14 protein-coding genes and 1 pseudogene are annotated in these 18,373 nt (G+C 71.8%); 8 read left to right on the top strand and 7 right to left on the bottom strand.

Annotated features, from left to right (window positions below; translation table 11 throughout):
* Nucleotides 1-105: 105 nt before the first annotated feature.
* Nucleotides 106-1,374 (bottom strand): threonine/serine exporter ThrE family protein, encoded by a 1,269-nt coding sequence (locus ACFWNV_RS03145; protein ID WP_383939658.1) that lies wholly within the window; start codon nucleotides 1,372-1,374, stop codon nucleotides 106-108.
* Between the two features lie 291 nt (nucleotides 1,375-1,665).
* Between ACFWNV_RS03145 and ACFWNV_RS03140 the strand changes: the two are divergent.
* The 3 genes and pseudogenes from ACFWNV_RS03140 to ACFWNV_RS03130 all read left to right on the top strand — a co-directional run.
* Nucleotides 1,666-1,911, top strand: a pseudogene (locus ACFWNV_RS03140) (zinc-binding dehydrogenase); the annotation flags it as partial.
* 121 nt (nucleotides 1,912-2,032) lie between these two features.
* Nucleotides 2,033-3,220: a low temperature requirement protein A gene (locus ACFWNV_RS03135; RefSeq protein WP_383939655.1), complete on the top strand. Its 1,188-nt coding sequence runs from the start codon at nucleotides 2,033-2,035 to the stop codon at nucleotides 3,218-3,220.
* Between the two features lie 830 nt (nucleotides 3,221-4,050).
* Nucleotides 4,051-5,052, top strand: a complete 1,002-nt coding sequence (locus ACFWNV_RS03130) for a helix-turn-helix domain-containing protein (protein ID WP_383939652.1) — start codon at nucleotides 4,051-4,053, stop codon at nucleotides 5,050-5,052.
* Here ACFWNV_RS03130 and cynR read toward each other — a convergent pair.
* Nucleotides 5,037-5,948 (bottom strand): transcriptional regulator CynR, encoded by a 912-nt coding sequence (cynR, locus tag ACFWNV_RS03125; protein ID WP_383939649.1) that lies wholly within the window; start codon nucleotides 5,946-5,948, stop codon nucleotides 5,037-5,039. The genes ACFWNV_RS03130 and cynR overlap by 16 nt on opposite strands.
* A gap of 123 nt (nucleotides 5,949-6,071) precedes the next feature.
* Between cynR and ACFWNV_RS03120 the strand changes: the two genes are divergently transcribed.
* Together ACFWNV_RS03120 and cynS are read left to right on the top strand one after the other, a co-directional pair.
* Complete coding sequence (locus ACFWNV_RS03120) at nucleotides 6,072-6,671, top strand: carbonic anhydrase (RefSeq protein ID WP_383939646.1); 600 nt, start codon at nucleotides 6,072-6,074, stop codon at nucleotides 6,669-6,671.
* A gap of 118 nt (nucleotides 6,672-6,789) precedes the next feature.
* Nucleotides 6,790-7,260 (top strand): cyanase, encoded by a 471-nt coding sequence (cynS, locus tag ACFWNV_RS03115; RefSeq protein ID WP_383939643.1) that lies wholly within the window; start codon nucleotides 6,790-6,792, stop codon nucleotides 7,258-7,260.
* A gap of 23 nt (nucleotides 7,261-7,283) precedes the next feature.
* Here cynS and ACFWNV_RS03110 read toward each other — a convergent pair whose 3' ends face one another.
* From ACFWNV_RS03110 to ACFWNV_RS03100, 3 genes are read right to left on the bottom strand one after another with little or no spacing between them, the layout of a single operon-like run.
* Nucleotides 7,284-7,637 (bottom strand): UBP-type zinc finger domain-containing protein, encoded by a 354-nt coding sequence (locus ACFWNV_RS03110; protein WP_383939640.1) that lies wholly within the window; start codon nucleotides 7,635-7,637, stop codon nucleotides 7,284-7,286.
* On the bottom strand, nucleotides 7,634-9,148 hold the full coding sequence (locus ACFWNV_RS03105; protein ID WP_383939843.1) for an ATP-binding protein: 1,515 nt from the start codon (nucleotides 9,146-9,148) through the stop codon (nucleotides 7,634-7,636). The genes ACFWNV_RS03110 and ACFWNV_RS03105 overlap by 4 nt, the downstream gene beginning before the upstream one ends.
* An 11-nt stretch (nucleotides 9,149-9,159) precedes the next feature.
* Nucleotides 9,160-10,842, bottom strand: a complete 1,683-nt coding sequence (locus ACFWNV_RS03100) for an FAD-dependent oxidoreductase (RefSeq protein WP_383939637.1) — start codon at nucleotides 10,840-10,842, stop codon at nucleotides 9,160-9,162.
* 245 nt (nucleotides 10,843-11,087) lie between these two features.
* Between ACFWNV_RS03100 and ACFWNV_RS03095 the strand changes: the two genes are divergently transcribed.
* Nucleotides 11,088-11,741: a TOPRIM nucleotidyl transferase/hydrolase domain-containing protein gene (locus ACFWNV_RS03095; protein WP_383939634.1), complete on the top strand. Its 654-nt coding sequence runs from the start codon at nucleotides 11,088-11,090 to the stop codon at nucleotides 11,739-11,741.
* Between the two features lie 119 nt (nucleotides 11,742-11,860).
* On the opposite strand, the gene ACFWNV_RS03090 is transcribed toward ACFWNV_RS03095, so the two are convergent.
* Complete coding sequence (locus ACFWNV_RS03090) at nucleotides 11,861-12,730, bottom strand: alpha/beta hydrolase family protein (protein WP_383939630.1); 870 nt, start codon at nucleotides 12,728-12,730, stop codon at nucleotides 11,861-11,863.
* Between the two features lie 49 nt (nucleotides 12,731-12,779).
* Nucleotides 12,780-14,003 (bottom strand): serine hydrolase domain-containing protein, encoded by a 1,224-nt coding sequence (locus ACFWNV_RS03085; protein WP_383939627.1) that lies wholly within the window; start codon nucleotides 14,001-14,003, stop codon nucleotides 12,780-12,782.
* A gap of 189 nt (nucleotides 14,004-14,192) precedes the next feature.
* Between ACFWNV_RS03085 and ACFWNV_RS03080 the strand changes: the two genes are divergently transcribed.
* Nucleotides 14,193-14,915: an SDR family oxidoreductase gene (locus tag ACFWNV_RS03080; protein ID WP_383939624.1), complete on the top strand. Its 723-nt coding sequence runs from the start codon at nucleotides 14,193-14,195 to the stop codon at nucleotides 14,913-14,915.
* Between the two features lie 505 nt (nucleotides 14,916-15,420).
* Nucleotides 15,421-18,333 carry a collagenase gene (locus tag ACFWNV_RS03075; RefSeq protein ID WP_383939622.1) on the top strand — a complete coding sequence of 971 codons (2,913 nt, stop codon included), beginning with the start codon at nucleotides 15,421-15,423 and terminating at the stop codon, nucleotides 18,331-18,333.
* Nucleotides 18,334-18,373: the final 40 nt, after the last annotated feature.

Raw genomic sequence — 18,373 nt, 5'->3', positions numbered from 1 at the left:
CCCGTTCGTGAGTGCGGAAGGTCATGTCCGAAAGGTCTTGTCCGAACTGGTGGCGGGCTCCCCGGCACCCGCGCCGGTGAGCCTTCGCTTCTGAGCCACGTCCGGCTACTGCCCCTGGTCCGTCAGCGGCTCTCGGGCCGGGCCCAGGCGGACCCGTGGGCGGCTGCCCAGATGGGCTCCGATCACGATGCCCAAGCCGATGGCGATCAGGGTGACCAGGGCGTTGACGAGCGTGCCCAGGCTTGTTGCGGTCTGGTGGTTGAGGAGCTCCGAGACCCCTTCGAGACTGCTCGCGCCCGGGACCAGGACCCAGTAGCAGGGCAGGAAGATCAGTAGCTCCGGCATGTGGTGGCGCCGGTGAACCCAGCCGGCCATCGGCGGCAGCAGCATGCCCGCCGCGAGAGCTCCCAGGGCCACCCCGCCCACGGCCTCGCCCGCCGTTTGCACCGTGCGCGCCAGCAGGAGTGCGGCGACCATCCACGGCATGGCGCGCAGCGGCGTGGAGAAGTGGAGGGCGAATCCGACGAGGAAGAACACCGCGCCGGCCCATCCCGCCCACTCCCCCAGCAGCTCGGGTGCCGGATGCCCGGTGGGGCGCGCGTCGACCGACTGGACACCGACCAGGATTCCGACGGCCAGGAGAAGGAGGACGTTGACGGCTCCTGCCAGCCTGGACATGCCGGACAGGGTGGAGCCCAGGGAAAGTTCGATGGGGCCCATCGAGAGGGCCACGCCGGGCAGGAAGCCGACGAGCGGGGCGATGAACAGGTACTGCGGCTGTTCGTGGAGCAGCGGTCCGGCGAAGCCCTGGGCCAGCCCCGCCGCCAGTACTCCTGCGACCACGGGCAGCGCCGGGCCGAATGCGGGCCAGTACCGTGTCGTCAGTACCCGCAGCAGGCCCACGAGCAAACCGAGGACCAAGTAGCCGATCATGGCGGGCACCGTGGCGTGGAAGACCATCCCGAGCCCGACGGTCGCCACGGCGTACCCGAATACGGACACCGCGGGACTCAGACCCGGCGGCATCGACCGTACGCCCTCCAGTGCGGCGCGCACTTCCTCCAGTGGCAGTTCCTGGTTTCTCAGACGGGTCAGCAGGTTTTCCAGCGCCTCGGCCTGATCGAGCCTCAGGTCGCCCCCCTTCAGGAGGACGAAGTCCAGCTCGCCCACCGCCTGTGGCGACAGGCCCTCCACCCGGACGAACACACCGGTGGGCACCACGAAGCTGCGCGCCAGCATTCCGTAGCAGGCGGCCACCTCGGCCAGGTCCGTCTCCACCGACTCGGTGCGCTTGCCGGCCCGCAACAGCTCCACGCCCAGCTCGCACAAGGTGCGGGCCAGCTCCCGGGTCCACTCCCGCTCCGGAGCCAGCACACCGGGCACCGTGACCGGCACACCCGGCCCGGGCGCCCGACGCCGCCACTTCCTGCGCCGGCCGGTATCGGCCGCCTCAGCGTCGGCCACGGTCCACCCCCACGCCGCACGGCACCTGGACCCTCCTCAGTTCGACAACGGTGACGACTCGAACTGGTCACACCCGCCACTCTGCTGCGGACGCCGATCATGCGCGCGCGGTGTGGGCCTTACCGGTGACGCCCGTCGCTCGAGGTCACGCCACCCGCCGGGCCACCCACCGGCTCGATCCGGTCTCAGGACGGCCGGGCGACGGGCCGGAGCCCGTCCATCGATTTCCTGCGCGCACTCGGAGCCGAGCCGGTCGCCTACGGCGACGGCCTGGCCGACCGGGTCCGCGCCCCCGCTCCCGGCGCCCTGGAGGAGATCTCCCGCCTGGTCGCGGCGGGCCTGCTCCGGGTGCCCATCGCGGCGAGCTTCCCGGTCGAGGAGATCCGCCGCGCGGTCGAGCTCCAGGCCGGCCGCCACGTGCAGGGCAAGGTCGTCATCGACCTCTAGGAGTGTCTTGGGAACGCTGAGCTGTTCGGGCCCGTGGACGGTAGCGGTGCGGGTGGACGGGGTACGGATGGCGGCCGGATCGGCACGACGGCCGAGCATCACGGCACAGTAGGGCGGGCGCATGGCCAAGGCGGTCCGGGAGACGGCCGAGAAGGACTCGGAGGCGGTCGAAGAGCGGCACGCCAGCTGGCTCGAACTTTTCTTCGACCTCCTCTTCGTGGCGGTCGTCGCCCAGCTCGCGCACGGCTTGCTCGGACACGTCACCCTCGCGCGGATCGGCGAGGTGCTGGCCCTGTTCGTGCCGGCGTGGTGGGCCTGGGTGGCCTTCACCTACTTCTCCAACTCCGCGCAGGACGACGGACCCGTACGCCGGTTCTCGGTACTGGCGAACATGGCCTGCCTGGTCGTGATGGGCGGCGGCGTGGCCGGGGCCCTGCACGGCAACCCCGCCCTGTTCGCCATCGGATACACCCTCAGCCGCACCGCGCGCACCGTCGAGTGGCTCATCGCCGTCCGCCGGCTCAAGGGCGGGTTGCCTCCGCTGCGTACCTACGGCCTGAACTTCCTGTCGATCGTGCTGTGGGCGGTCTCGGCCGCACTGTCCGCCCCGGTCTGCTATCTCCTGTGGGCCGTGGGGATCGCCGCCGAGATCACCTCGGCCATGATCTCCGCCCGGTACGCGAAGCCGCCGATCGATGTCGGGCACATGGCCGAGCGGTTCGGCCTCTTCGTCATCATCGCCCTCGGTGAGGGGATCGCGCAGATCGTCGGCGCACTGGGCTCCAGCCCCGGGCCGACCCATGTCGCGGTGCTCACGGCCGTGGCCGGGTTCGCGCTGGCGGCGGCGATCTGGTGGGGCTACTTCGACTTCGGCAACCAGGCCGCGGCTGCCGTCGTCGCGGCCCGCCCCCGGGCGGCGTACCGGCTGGCGGTGCACATCTTCACCCTCGGGCACTTCCTGCTCGTGGCCTCGATCCTGGCGATCGACGCCGGCCTCGGCTCGGCGGTCACCGACGCCTCCGGCGGCGCCGCACACGGAACCCCGACCACCGACAGCCGCCTGGTGTGCGCCGGCCTGTGGGTCCACCACACCAACAACGCGGTCCTGTCCCTCACCGAACTGGGCGCCACGGCACGCAGCACCGCCGCCTGGTGGGTACCGGACACCCTGGTCCTCGCCGCGGTCTGGCTGGCCGCCGACCACCTCCACCCCGGTGCCGTCTTCGCGATCCTCACCTGCCAGCTCGCCCTGACGCTCTTCTTCGGCGGACGGCAGCGAGCACCGGCGCTGCTACGGTCCGCGACCTGACCGCACCGGTCCTGCCCGGCCAGCCGGCCAGCCCTCCTCATGGGCGGGCGCCGGCCGTCGGCGATCCTGGCGAGGCGGGCGGTGTCGGCCGCGGCGATCGGGGCGAGGCCGCATGCGGCGGCCATGGCCTTGTGGACGCGGGGCTCCGCGGCGGGGAAGACGTCGGGGTGTCCCGCGCCGCGGGTGAGGATCAGCTCGGCGGAGAAGGGGCCGATGCCCGGGAGCTCCCTGAGGTCGGTGAGGCCGGACTCGGCCGGCTGGGCGCGGAGCCGGGCGGCGCCGAGGCGTCCGTCGAGGGCCGCGTCGGCCAGTGCGTGGGCGTTCGACCTTGATGTCGGTCAGCCCGGGGCCGGCGCCGATCCGCCGCAGCTCGGCGGGTCGGGGAAGGCGTGCATCCGCCGTCCCGCGACGCCATCGAGGCACGCATGGTCGCGGCGATCCCCGAGGAACGCCTGACCGGCCTCCTCGAAGACCTCGACCGGATCGCGTGCGGCAGCAGGCGGTGTCCTGGCGACCGGGTCGGGAGCCCCCCACCCCCGTGGGGGGACTCCTCCGCTCCGGCCGGGGCCGCCCGTACCGCTCCTGCCGTCCTTACCGCCCCTTCCGCGCGGGAACGAACGCCACACTATGGGCGGGAGGACCGCCCACCCAGGGCCGCACGCGCCAGCAAGGGGACCGACCGCGCCACCAGGGTTCCCTGGCCGTCATGTTGGGGACAGCAAGCCCCTAACCCCCACGATGACCTGGCATTTCACGCTGGACTATGCTCGTCCGCTGTGGTCTCGCACGCACATCCGGGGACAACCTCCTCCGCCCTCGCCCGTCTGAGCGTGAACGTCGCGCGGCTGGTCGGCATCCGTCCGCACGGCTACGCCCACCTGCTCGGCACGGCGCCCCAGCACCTCAACGACGACCTGTGCCGCACTCCTTCGGCGACGGCCATCCGGATCGCGGAGCTCACGACGGTCCACGCCCCCTGGACCGACATGTCCGTGCTGCTGGAACGGGAGTCGGGCATCGGAACCCTCGGGGTCTGGGACTACCTGATCACCTCCGCGCCCACTCCGCTCGAAGGGATCCGGGACGCAGCGGCCTACTTCGCCACGGTCGCCGACCCCATGACGGACGGCATGCAGATCACCGAGGACGGCGAACGCGTCACCATCAGCCACCTGAACCAGGCCGACATAACCCACGAGGCGGCCTGCGGCATCCGCGGCTACGCCCTCGGCCTGTACCGGCGCCGGCTCGGCGAAGCCGCGCAGCGGCACCTCGTTCCTCTGCACGTCTCCCTCGCCGCCACGGCGCCCCCGCGGCACGACGCCCTGGCCGAGCTCTACGGCACCCGGAACATCGAGTTCGAGGCCCCGGCCAGCTCGATCACCTTCCGCACCGCCGAGCTGAACTCCCCGACGCCGCACGCCCAGCCCGGGCTGTCGGCCGTACTGCGCCGGCACGCCGAGCAGAACCTCGCGAGTGCGATCCCGCTGCACGACTGGACTGCCCTGTTCCGCACCGCCCTCGCGTCCGCGCACGACGAGGGCGCGCCGACGCTGTCCTCGGTGGCCCGGCGCATGACGATCAGCGCGCGGACCCTCCAGCGCCGCCTGGAGGAGCAGGGCACGACGTGGAGCGAGGAGGTCGAGACCGTACGGCGGGAGCGCATCGGCCGGCTGCTCCACGACACGGACCTGAGCGTCGACTCGATCGCCGCCCGGAGCGGTTACGCCGACGCCCGCGCCCTGCGCCGGGCCGTCAGGCGCTGGTACGGGACCACGCCCGCCGCCCTGCGTCGCGCCGGGCGCGCCGGGGAGGTTCAGGCCGGGGTGTAGCCGCGGGCCAGGACGTGATCGTGGGTGAGGCGGGTGAACGCGCTTCCGGCGGCGCTCCGGTAGGCGTTCTCGCGCCGGAGCAGGGCGACCGTGCGGGTGGGCAGGGGCGGTTCGAGGGCGAGCGGGGCGAGGTGCGGGTGGTCCTCCGTGACCGCGTCGGGCAGGACGGTCGCGAGGTCGGTGCGCCGGACGATTTCGGTGAGGGTCTGGACCGAATTGGCCTCAACGGCGATGCGCGGCCGTACCCGTTGGCCGGCCAGGTAGGCGTCGATGTGTCCTCGGGTGGCGAAATCCCCGCTCAGCAGCGCTAGTTGACGGTCCGCCAACGCCGCCACGGGCAGGGGTGGGAGTGGGCCGGCGGCCGGGACCGCGGCGGCGGCGGTGACGAGGCTGAGGGTCTCGGCGTACAGCGGGGTCGCGGAGATGCCGGGCAGGTGCGGACCGTCGAAGGCGACTCCCAGGTCGAGTTCGTCGGCGAGCAGACCGGCTTCGATGCGGTCCTGGGCCATGTCCTTGACGTCCAGGGTGATGCCGGGGTGGCGGGCGTGGAGCTCTGCCGCCAGCGGTCCGACCAGGTAGGCGGTGAAGGTGGGCGTCACGGCCAGCCGCAGGTGCCCCCGGGAGAGGTCCGCGAGGTCGTGGACGGCGCGTTCCGCGGCGGCGAGGTCGCGCAGGGCCCGGCGGGCGTACCGGGCGTAGGTCTCGCCGGCGTCGGTGAGGCGGACGCCGCTGCGGCCGGTCCGGTCCAGGAGCTGGACGCCGACGGTGTGCTCGAGCTGCTTGATCTGCTGGGACAGGGTCGGCTGGGAGATGCGCAGTTCTTCGGCGGCGCGGGTGAATCCGGCGTGCTCGGCGACGGCGAGCAGGTAGCGCAGGTGACGTAGTTCCAGGGCCATGGAAGCAAGTATAGATGGCATCTATAGGAGGGATGAGTAATGCGTCTTGGACGCTATAGGTGCAGGTCGTGCATGGTGGATCTCGTCGGCCCCACGGGTCGGCAGTGAGCGAAGGGAGTGACCATGCACGACCTCATCGAGGGCGTCGCGCAGTTCCGTCGAGAGGTCTACCCGGCCAAGGCGGAGCTGTTCGCCCGGCTGGCGACGGCCCACCGGCCGCGCACCCTGTTCATCAGCTGCTCCGATGCCCGGGTGGTGCCGGAGCTGATCACCCAGAGCGAGCCGGGCGAGCTGTTCGTCGTCCGTACCGCCGGGAACCTCGTGCCCGCCCACGCCCCCGGCACGGACGGGGTGGCGGCGAGCATCGAGTACGCCGTCGCGGTCCTGGGCGTGAGCGAGATCGTGGTGTGCGGGCACTCCGCCTGCGGTGCGATGACGGCTCTGGCCGAGCGGCACGACCTCAGCGCCGCCCCGGCGGTCGCCGGCTGGCTGCGCCAAGCGGACGCCTCGCTCGCTCGTACCGGGGGTGCGCAGGACGCGCAGCGCGTCGATGCCCTGGTACGGGAGAACGTGCTCGCGCAGCTGGCGAACCTGGCCACCCATCCGTCGGTGGCCCGCGCCCTGGCCGCAGGGTCGCTGACCCTGCGCGGCTGGGTCTACGACATCGGGGCCGGGGGCGTCGAGGAACTCGGCTCCGCCCGGCCCGCCTCCCCGGCGGCCTGACCGCCGCCACCCCTCGGGTCCCCGACCCGCCCCGACCCGCAGTACCCACACACACGACATCCGCCGCTCGCCCCACCCCCATCGGGGTGAGCGGCTCACCCCGGAAGGAAGCCCTCTCATGGTGCACGCCCAGTTCGACAACTCCGCCCGTCAGGCCCTGGCCGTCAAGGCCGTGGACGCCAAGATCCGCGAGGACCTGACCTGGCAGCGGATCGCGGACGCCGCCGGCCTGTCGGTCGCCTTCGTCACCGCGGCCGTCCTCGGCCAGCACCCGCTGCCGCGGGCCTCGGCGGAAGCCGTGGCCGCCCTGCTGGGGCTGGACGCCGACGACGCGCTGCTGCTGCAGACCATCCCGACCCGCGGCTCGGTCCCCGGCGGTGTCCCCACCGACCCGACGATCTACCGCTTCTACGAGATGCTCCAGGTCTACGGCACCACCCTGAAGGCGCTGGTGCACGAGCAGCTCGGCGACGGCATCGTCTCCGCGATCAACTTCAAGCTCGATGTGCAGAAGGTCGCCGACCCCGAAGGCGGCGAGCGCGCGGTCATCACCCTGGACGGCAAGTACCTGCCGACCAAGCCCTTCTGATGTAGCCCCCCGGGCTGCGCGGATCAGCGGTGGAGCCGTCGGCTCCAGTCCTCGGGGAGCCGGTCGGACGGGCCCGGGGCCGGCTGGTCGGCCGGGTGGCCGGACGGCGGGGCCAGCTCGGGGCCGGACTCGTACAGCTCGTTCGCCGCGTAGTCCCAGAACCAGTCCTCCCCCGGTTCGTAGCTCTGCACCAGGGGATGGCCGGTGGACTTCCAGTGCGCGGTGGCGTGCTGCCCGGGCGAGGAGTCGCAGCAGCCGATGTGGCCGCACTGGGCGCAGCGCCGCAGGTGGAACCACCAGCCGCCCGCGGCGTCGCAATCGACGCAGCCGCTGCCGCTGGGCGGGACGCTCGGGTCGACTCCGTCGATGGCGGTCATGCGGGCTCCTCGGAGGGCTCGGGATCGATTGCGGGGTCGGTACCGGCATCGGTGCCGGGGCCGTGATCCGGGTCGGAATCGGGACCGGGGTCGGACTCCGGTGCGGTCAGCGGGAGCAGTACCTGGAAGCGGGTGTCGCCCGGGGCGGATTCCACCTGGAGGCTTCCGTGGTGCTTGTTGACGACGATCCGCCAGGAGATGTCCAGGCCGAGACCGGTGCCCTCGCCGACGGGTTTGGTGGTGAAGAAGGGGTCGAAGATGCGGCTGCGGATCTCGGCCGGAATGCCGGGCCCCGTATCGCGGAACTCCACGAGGAGCCGGTCGCCCGACCGGGCCGTGCGGACGGTCAGCGTGCCCTCGCGGCCGGTGCTCCCGATGGCGAAGACCGCGTTGTCGATGAGGTTGGTCCACACCTGGTTGAGTTCCGCGGGGTAGGCCGGTACCTCGGGCACGGAGCGGTCGTACTCCTTGACCACCCGGATCCGGGGGCCGATCTTCCCGGAGAGCATCAGCAGGGTGCTGTCGAGGAGTTCGTGGACGTCAACGACCCGGTGCGGGGCGCGGTCGAGCTGCGAGTACTGCTTCGCGGCGTCCACGAGGTGGGAGATGCGGGTGGTGGAGTCGTCGATCTCGTCCATCAACAGTTCTGTTTCCACGGTGTAGTTGAGCCAGCCGATGGCGCTGGGCAGGAGGTCCTCGGCCACGCTCGCCGCGACGTGCTCCAGCCAGTCCGTGTCCAGGCCGGCCTGGACGAAGACGGGTGCGATCCGCCAGCCCTCGGGGACGCCGTGGTCCTCCAGCCAGTCGGCGAGTTCGTCCTCCCGGTCGGAGGCCTCCAGAGGACTCAACGCCGGCGCCTTCGCCACCCGTTCGACGGTGCGTTCCTGGATCTCGATGAGCTCGGCGATCGCCTCCCGGGGGTAGTTGCCCTGGGAGATGTGGGCCAGCTTGTGCCGCATCTTGCCGACGCGTTCGCGCAGGGTGGCGGTGGCCCGGACGGCTGCCGCGGCCGGGTTGTTGAGCTCGTGGGTGAGCCCGGCGGACAAGGAGCCTAGGGCGAGGAGCCGTTCGCGCTGGCCGATGGCCTGCTGGGTGCTCCGGGAGCCGAAGAACAGCCCTTCGAGCAGGTGCGCGGCCATGGGGAACCATTCCCGCATGACGTCCGAGAAGGACTGGGCGGGCAGGACGAAGAACCGGGTCGGTTCGGTCACCCGCATCGAGTTGTTGTACGTCTGGGGGACGCGGTCGCCCAGGTAGGCCTGCATGGCTCCCGCGTACACCCCGCGCTGGGAGGTCCGGCCGACCTCCACCTCGTCGCCGCCGACCCGGCGGGACAGGACCACGGTTCCCTCGATCATCACGTAGAAGCAGGTCGCGGGGTCGCCCTCGGTGTAGACGGGGCCGGTGTCGAACCGCTCCACGCACCCTTCGGCGCACAGCCGCCCGAGCTGCTCCGGGGTGAGCTTCTCGAACAGGAAGAGCGAGCCGATCTCCTGCGGGGAGCACGGCATCGCCTGCCCGCTCACGACTCCTCCAGGTACCGGTGGACGAGCATCACGGCCATGGCTCCCTCTCCGACGGCGGACGCGACCCGCTTCGCCGACCGGGCGCGCGCGTCGCCCGCTACGAAGACTCCGGGCACGCTGGTCTCCAGGTGGTAGGGCGGCCGGTCCAGCTCCCATACGGCCGGCGGGCGCCCGTCCGGGGTGAGGTCCGGTCCGGCGAGGATGAAGCCGTGGTCGTCGCGCAGCACCGTACCGTCCAGCCAGTCGGTGAGCGGGGCCGCGCCGATGAACACGAACATCCACTGGGTGTCGACTAGTTCGGTCGCGCCGGTGTCCACGTCGCGCAGCGTGAGCTGCTCCAGGTGGCCGTCTCCGTGCGCCGATTCGACGGTGGTGCGGGTGCGCACCGTGATGTTCGGCATCGCTTCGATCTGCTGGATCAGGTAGTACGACATGGACGCGGCCAGCGATTCCCCGCGGACCAGGAGCGTCACCGACTTGGCGCCGCGGGCGAGGTACATGGCCGCCTGTCCGGCGGAGTTGGCGCCGCCGACGATGTACACGTCCTGTTCCAGGCAGGAGGTGGCCTCGGTGAGGGAGGAGCCGTAGTAGACGCCGCGGCCGGTGAGGCCGTCGCAGCCCGGGGCGACGAGCTGCCGGTAGGAGACTCCGGTCGCCAGGATGATGCTCCGGGCGCCGATCGCCGAGCCGTCGGAGAAGCGGACGAGGCGCGCCGCGCCGTTCACCTCCAGTCCGGTGACCTCGCGTGCGGTGAGGATCTCGGCGCCGAACCGGCCGGCCTGGCGGCGGGCCCGTTCGGTGAGCTGGGCGCCCGAGACCCCGTCCGGGAAGCCGAGGTAGTTCTCGATGCGGGAGCTCTGCCCCGCCTGTCCGCCGGTCGCCGAGCGCTCGACCAGTACGGTGCGCAGCCCCTCGGAGGCCCCGTACAGCGCGGAGCCGAGGCCGGCCGGGCCGCCGCCGATCACGACGAGGTCGTAGAACTCGGCGGTCGGGGTGGTCGCGAGTCCGACGTGGGCGGCGAGGTCGGGTGCGTCCGGTTCGATCAGCACGCTGCCGCCGGGGGTGATCACCACGGGCAGCCGCTGTCCGTCGGCGCCTGCGGCACGCAGCAGTCGCTGTCCCTCCGGTTCCTCGCAGGAGTACCAGCGGTACGGGACCTGGTTGCGGGCGAGGAACTCCCGCACGGCCGACGAGGGGGCCGACCAGCGGTGTCCGACCACTTTGGTGGCGGGCACGGGCCGGTGGTCGCCGGTGCGCCAGGCGGTGAGGAGGTCGTCGACGACCGGGTAGAGCTTCTCCTCGGGCGGGTCCCACGGTTTGAGGAGGTAGTGGTCGAGGTCGACGACGTTGATCGCGTCGATCGCCGCGTTGGTGTCGGCGTAGGCGGTCAGCAGGACGCGGCGCGCGCCCGGGTAGATGGTGAGGGCCTCTTCGAGGAACTCGATGCCGTTCATCTGCGGCATGCGGTAGTCGGCGAGGATCACGGCCACGAGGTCGCCGCGGAGCTTCAGCTCGCGCAGGGCCTCCAGTGCGGATTCCCCGGACTCGGCCCGCACGATCCGGTAGCCGGAGCCGTAGCGTCGTCGCAGGTCGCGGGCGATGGCCCGGGACACTCCCGGATCGTCGTCCACGGTCAGGATCACGGTCCTCGCCGTGTCGGTGACGACGGCCTCTGTCATGGCTCTCCCACCCGGGCGGGCTGGACTGGCGGCGTCGCGGCGGGCCGCCCGCGCCCGGTTCCCGTCCATCCTAGGGTCGATCGTCCGGGTCCGCGCGGACGGGCGGAGGGTGCACGGTGCGGGGGCGGTGCGGGGGCGTGGGCGTGGGATGCCGGTGGTCTCGGCGGGCGGTCCCCGCAGGCGGGCGGCCTCCCCGGGGGAAAAATGTGTACCGCGCCGGCGGGAAGGGGACCAGACTCGCCCCCATGGGAGACATGGCGGCGTTCGGGGATGCGGTGACCGCGTGGGCGGCCGGTGACGCGGGTGGGCTCGGTGACGTGGGGGTCGCGGGGGAAGCGGCGGCCGTGGCGCGCGAGCTGGCCGTGCGGCTGCCCGTACGGACCGTCGTGCTCCTCGAAGGGGCGAGCGACGCCGAAGCGGTAGACGCGCTGGCGGCGCGGCGCGGCCGGGACCTGGCCGCCGAGGGGGTCTGCGTCCTGCCGATGGGCGGCGCGATGAGCGTCGCGCGCTTCGCCGGGTTCCTCGGGCCGCGGGGGCTGGGGCTGCGTCTCACGGGGTTGTGCGACGAGGCGGAGTGCGGCTTCTACGTGCGCGGCTGGGAGCGGGCCGGTGCGCGGCCGCAGGGGTTCTTCGTCTGCGCGGCGGATCTGGAGGACGAGCTCATCCGTGCGCTGGGCGTGCCCCGGGTGGAGGAGCTCGTCCGGGAGGAGGGGGACCACCGGGCCCTGCAGACCTTCCTGCGCCAGCCCGCACAGCAGGGCCGCGCGGCGCAGCAGCAGGTGCGGCGCTTCCTCGGCACGAAGAAGGGCCGCAAGATCCGCTACGGCCGGGTCCTCGTCGAGGCCCTCGGCCCCGGTCAGGTGCCGGAGCCGCTCGACGGCCTGTTCGCGAGCCTGTGACCCACCCGGTCCGGCAGCGTCCGCGGGCGGCGGCGGACCGGGTCAGACGAGCTGTTCCAGGAAGCGGGTCAGACCATCTGCTCCAGGAAGCGGGTCAGACCATCTGCTCCAGGAAGCGGTCAGACGAGCTGTTCCAGGAAGAAGGCGGCGGCCTCCTCGCCGGCCCGGACCTTGGCGGTCGGGTCTGCGGGCTCCGGGGCGAAGAAGTCGTCGTGCACGACGGCCACACCGATCGAGCGGCCGGTCGCGGTGGGGATGCCCTCCAGGTAGGGCCGCGTGTCGGCTTCGTACGGGGTGATCGTGTCCGCTCCGGCCCAGCGGATGGAGACCGGAACCGTCACGGCTTCCAGGCTCTCCCGGGTCACGAGGGAGCCGACTCCCGGGGCCACCTGGAAGACGGCCCGGATCCTGGGATCCGACAGGTCTCCCCCGGCGCCCTCCAGGGTGCGCCGCGCGGCCTCCTCCTGCGGGTACTTCGCGCGCAGGGCCTCCAGTACGCCGGGGAACTCGGGAATCTCCGGCAGCGGCAGCTCGCCCGTCAGCACGGCCCACAGGATCCGCGGATCGACGCGGGCTCCGGCGAGCGCAGCGGCCGTGTAGCCGCCGATGGAGAAGCCCGCCACGCCGACCGGGCCGAGGGGCTGTTCCCCGGCGAGCACGTCGAGGGCGAAGGAGATGTCCCGGGGGCGCTCCCAGACGTGGAGGAAGCCCTCCGGCTCGTAGCCGTCGACGAAGTTGTTGCCGTGGTGGTCGAGGGCCACCACCCGGAATCCCGCGGCGTGCAGGGGGTCCGCCAGCCACCGCATCTCGCTGCCCGAGCCGCCGGTGCCGTGCGAGACGAAGACGAGCGGGGCGGGGGCGTCCGGCTCCGTACGGCTCGGCTCCCAGACGTAGAGGCGGACCGGTCGCGGACGGGACGCGTCGCGCAGGTCCGGACGGGACGCGTCGTACAGGACCCGTATGAGCGGCTCTGGCGCGGAGAGGATCATGGCGGCATCGTAGCGATCCGGTGCCGGGCCAACCCCAAGCCCCGGTGGCTCAGCGCATCTTCAGCTCGTGTCCGGGGGCGAGGGCCGCGGAGATGCGTTCGGCTATGGTCTGGGCCGAGTTGCCCGCGGGGCTCTTGGGGCCTTGGGTGACGGTGACGGAGAGGGCGAGCTTCTCCGACGGCAGGTAGGCCTGGATGGCCGCGTACCCGGAGAAGGACGGGTTCGTCAGGATCCAGTCGTTGACGACGATCACGCCGAGGCCGAAGTGGTGGGCCGCCGTGTTGGTCAGGAGGCAGACGGTGTCCGGGCAGGAGGTCGTCGGGTGGCCGAGGCCGATGGTGCCCGGATCGAGCTGGGTCTTGAAGGACTTCGCGGACAGCAGCTGCCCGGTCCCGATGGCGCGCGCGGAGCGGTCCAGGTCGCAGATGTTCTGGACGAGGACCGCACCGGGCGTGGTGGTCCAGGAGGGGTTCCAGAAGGTGGACTCCTCGTAGGTGCCGCGCTCCGAGGTGAAGGCGTGCAGGACCGGTTCCGGGATCTGCGGGGTGGACTGGTTGCTGGTGCCGGTCAGGCCGAGCGGCGCGTACACGCGCTCCTTCAGCAGCCGGTCCAGCGGGAGGCCGCTGATCTTCTCCAGGGCCTCGCCGAGCAGGTTGAAGTTGGCGTGCGAGTAGCTCCAGTTGGTGCCCGGCTCGTAGAGGAGCGGCTTGTCCGTGGCGATGCCGATGACCTCGGCCGCCGTCCACGCACGGAACGGCTTGGCCTCCAGCTCGGCGAGGAACGCCGGGTCGGTGACGTAGTCGTGCAGGCCGGACGTCGAACTGCCCAGCATGCGCAGGGTGATCTCCGAGCCGTGCGGCACGTCCGGCAGCCAGCGGGACACCGGGTCGTCGAGGGAGGCCTTGCCCTCGTCGACGAGCTGGAGCAGTACGGCGCCCATGTAGACGATGGCCACGGACCCCGTGCGGAACCGCATGGCCGGCTCGGCCGGGACGCCCGTCATCGATTCACCGAGGGCCGTGGTGAGCACCTCGCCGTCGCCGGAGGACACCCGCAGGACCACGGAGTTCAGGCCGAACTCCTTCTGGGCCTGCTGCGCGATGGTGAGGACCTTCAGCGCGTCGCCCCGGGCGGGGCCGGGGGATTTCACGCAGGCCCCCGGGGGTGCGGCGGCCGGCTCCAGGCCCGCGGCCGTCCCCGCGGCCGTCCCCGCCGGGAGGGCCGCGCCCATCAGACCGGCGATGCACAGCAAGACCGTACGAGTACGCCTCACGCAGCCCAGTATGGCGCCGGCCGGAGTACGCCGCATGCGGTGGCCGGGCCCGTTCGACGTGGCGTGGCCGGGCGCGTGGGCTTGCGCGTGGGGAGGGCCCGGGGGTGCTCTCCTGGGTATTCGCAAAACGGCACGATTCATCTCATTCACGCGATTCGCCTGTAGTCATCAGGAAAGGACGAAGTTCCCATGACGAAGCCCCTGGTCGCCATCACCGGTGCCAGTTCCGGCATCGGCGCCGCCACCGCGCGCCTGCTCTCCTCCGAGGGCCACCCCCTGCTGCTGCTGGCGCGCCGCCTGGAGCTGCTGGAGGAGCTCGGGCTGCCGGACACCCTCTGCCGGAAGGTCGACGTCACCGACCGGGCGGCGGTCGAGGCGGCGGTCCGTGACGGCGAGGAGCGGTTCGGCCCCGTGGACGGCCTGGTGAACAACGCCGGCTCCATGCTGCTCGGCCGGATCGAGGACCAGCCCGTGGAGGAGTGGGAGCGGATGATCGACCTGAACGTCAAGGGGCTGCTCTACGCCACCCGGGCCGTCCTGCCCGGCATGATCGCCCGGGGCGGGGGCACGATCGTGAACGTCGGCTCGGTGGCCGGGCGCAAGACCTTCCCGAACCACGTCGCCTACGTGGGAACGAAGTTCGCCGTGCACGCGATGTCGGAGAACCTCCGCGAGGAAGTGGCCTCCTCCGGCGTGCGCGTGGTGACCATCGCCCCGGGGGCCGTGGAGACCGAGCTGCTCTCCCACACGAGCGACGAGCGGATCAAGAGCGACTACGAGGTCTGGAAGAAGTCCGCCGGCGGGGCTCTGGATCCCCGCGCCGTGGCCGAGGCCATCGCCTACGCCTACCGGCAGCCGCCGAACGTGACCATCCGCGAGATCGTCCTCGCCTCGACGGGCCAGGAGGCCTGACCCGGCCGCCCCACGGCCGCACGGCGGAGCTCCCCGGGGGTGGGGCTCCGTCCGGCGAGCTGAGCAGGTGACCGGGGCCGGCTTCGCGCCGGTCCCGTGATGTTTCCGGCGGAGACCTGAACGACACCTCCGCACACTCCGGTGCACCAGTACGGCAGCCCCGGCCGCGGGCCGGCCCCGCCGACGCCGCGTCAACAGCGCCCGCCCCCACGGAGCCACCGCCGCTCCCACGGAGCCAACGGCCTCCCGGCGGCGAAACGGACGAGACCGGGCGAACCGGATGGACACCTTGCCGGATCCGGCCCTGGCGGGCGGGCTGTTGCCGAAAAGTTCCCCCCAGGGGATTTTCAGGGCCATGTGATGTGTGCCATGTTACATCGCACACTGCATAGCCGTGTACACGACAGAGTTGACCTCCCGACCAACTCCCGTCGACGTCACGGTCCGCACTCACACTCGCCGCGTCGCCAGCGCGGCCGCAGACCGGCTCGGAGGCCCACCCCTCATGCGAAGTACCCCCACCACGAAGGGCCGCACCCGGCCCCTGATAGCCGCACTGGCCTGCAGTCTGGGCCTGACGCTGCTCGCCCCCGCCGGCCAGGCCTTCGCCGGCGAACCGAAACCCGCCACCCCCGCGCCGGTCTTCAAGACGGGCGCCGCCCCGCAACCCTCGACCGAGGCCGCCGCCGTTGCGGCCCTCCGGGCCGAGCACGCGTCGCGCCCGGACGCGAACCTGTCCGAGCGCGTTCCGCTCCGGGCAGCCAAGGAGCCTGCGCGCACCGAACAGCGTTCGGCCAAGGTCAAGTTGACGCCCGGCGCCGCTGCCGCCGCCGAGGCACTGGCCGCGGCCTGCAACGTCGCGGACTTCACGTCGAAGACCGGCGCCGCGCTGGTGCAGCAGATCAAGGCCTCCGAGATGGACTGCGTGAACTCGCTGTTCCTGCTCAAGGGCAACGACGCGAAGGCCGCCTTCCGCGAGGCGCAGATGGTCTCGGTGGCCGATGCCCTGCGCACCTCCGCCGCGAGCTACCCCGGCGACAACAGCTCCAAGACCGGGCAGCTCGTGCTCTTCCTGCGCGCCGGCTATTACGTGCAGTGGTACAACGAGTCCACCGTCGGCTCCTACGGCCCGGCCCTGAAGAGCTCCATCCAGGGCGCCCTGGACACCTTCTTCGCCGCTCCGCGCGCGGCCGACGTGACCGAGGCCAACGGCTCGACCCTGTCCGAGGCCGTCATCCTGATCGACAGCTCCCAGGAGAACGCCCGCTACCTCTCCGTGGTCAAGCGTCTGCTGACCGGCTACAACTCCTCGTACGACAGCTCCTGGTCGATGGTCGCGGCGGTCAACAACGCCTACACCGTGCTGTTCCGCGGCCACCAGACCGACGAGTTCCTGCCCGCGGTACAGGCCGACCCGAGCATCCTGACCGTGCTGCGCGACTTCGCCGTCGCCCACGACAACCTGCTCGGCACGGACAAGGCCTACCTGACTGCCAACGCCGCACGGGAACTGGGCCGTTTCCTCCAGCACTCCGCGCTCCAGCCGACCGTCCGGCCGCTCGTGAAGCAGCTGCTCGACCGCACCTCCATCACCGGCCGGACCGCCTCCCTCTGGGTGCCGCTCGCCGAGATGACCTCCGAGTACGACGCGGCCAACTGCTCCTCCTACGGGACCTGTGACCTGTCGGCCCGGGTGCGTGCCGCCGTCCTGACGGTCAATCACACCTGCAGCCCGAGCCTGCGCATCGTCGCCCAGCAGATGAACACCGCGGAGCTCGCCGCGAGCTGCACCAGCCTCGCCAACCAGGACGCCTTCTTCCACAACGTGGTCAAGGACGGCGGCCCGGTCGCGAACGACAAGAACACCACGCTCGAGGTGGTGGCCTTCGACTCCAGCGCCGACTACCAGACCTACGCCGGCGTCATCTTCGGGATCAGCACCGACAACGGCGGCATGTACCTGGAGGGCGACCCGTCGGTCGCCGGGAACCAGCCGCGCTTCATCGCCTACGAGGCGGAGTGGGTCCGCCCGGAGTTCCAGATCTGGAACCTCAACCACGAGTACACCCACTACCTCGACGGCCGGTTCGACATGTTCGGCGACTTCGACGCCGGCATGACCACCCCGACCGTGATGTGGGTCGAGGGCTTCGCGGAGTACATCTCGTACTCGTACCGGGGCGTCACCTACGACCGCGCCGTCACCGAGGCGGGCAAGAACACCTACAAGCTCAGCACGCTGTTCGACACCACCTACGACAACTCCGACTCCACCCGCGTCTACCAGTGGGGCTACCTGGCGGTCCGCTACCTGCTGCAGTCGCACCCGCAGGACGTGGCCACGCTGCTCGGCCATTACCGCACCGGCAACTGGGCGGCCGCCCGCACCCTGCTCACCTCGACCATCGGGACCCGCTACGACGCGGACTTCGCCGCCTGGCTGGCCAAGTGCGCCGGCGGAGACTGCGGCGGCACCACCAACCCGCCGGCCAACCAGGCCCCGGTGGCCGGGTTCACCACCGCGGTGAACGCCCTCGCGGTCAGCTTCACCGACACCTCCACCGACGCTGACGGCACGATCGCCTCGCGCTCGTGGAACTTCGGTGACGGGGGTGCCGGTTCCACCGCCGCCAACCCGTCCAAGACCTATGCCTCGGCCGGCACCTACACCGTGACCCTCACCGTCACTGACAACAAGGGCGCCACCGCCACCACCAGCAAGGCCGTGACGGTGGGCACCTCCGGGCCCGCCGAGTGCACCGACCCGGACGTCCGGGTACTGGGCGACGGCTGCCTGCGCTCCGGCGTCTCGGCCGCGGTGGGCGACTACCGCTACTTCTACCTGAACGTCCCGGCGGGCACGACCTCGCTCAAGATCTCCGTCTCGGGCGGCACCGGCAACGCCAACCTCTACTACAGCCCCACCTCCTGGGCCACCACCACCAACTACACCGCCCGCTCGGTCAAGGCCGGCAACGCCGAAACCCTCACCATCGACAACCCCCCGGCCGGCTACGTCTACATCAGCCTCCACGCCGCCAAGGCCTTCGCCGGAGCCACCGTCTCCGCCCGGCTCCTGCCGCCGCCGGTCGAGTGCGTCGCCGCCGACACCCGGGTGCTGGGCGAGAACTGCCTGCGCTCGGGCGTGGCCGCCGCCGCGGGCGACTACCGCCACTTCTACGTGGACGTCCCGGCGGGCACGACCTCGCTCCAGATCTCCGTCTCGGGCGGCACCGGCAACGCCGACCTCTACTACAGCCCCGACTCCTGGGCCACCACCAGCAACTACACGGCCCGCTCCGTCAAGGCCGCCAACACCGAAACCCTCACCATCAAGAACCCCCCGGCCGGCTACGTCTACATCAGCCTCCACGCCGCCAAGGTCTTCGCGGGAGCCACGGTCACCAGCCGCTTCTGATCCCGAGCCCGAACGCCACACCGAACCGGCCCCCACCCCC

It is taken from the genome of Streptomyces sp. NPDC058401 (genome assembly GCF_042722885.1).
Lineage (GTDB): Bacteria > Actinomycetota > Actinomycetes > Streptomycetales > Streptomycetaceae > Streptomyces.
Note: the sequence above shows the minus strand (reverse complement) of the source record. Positions and strands in the feature narration are given on the sequence as shown.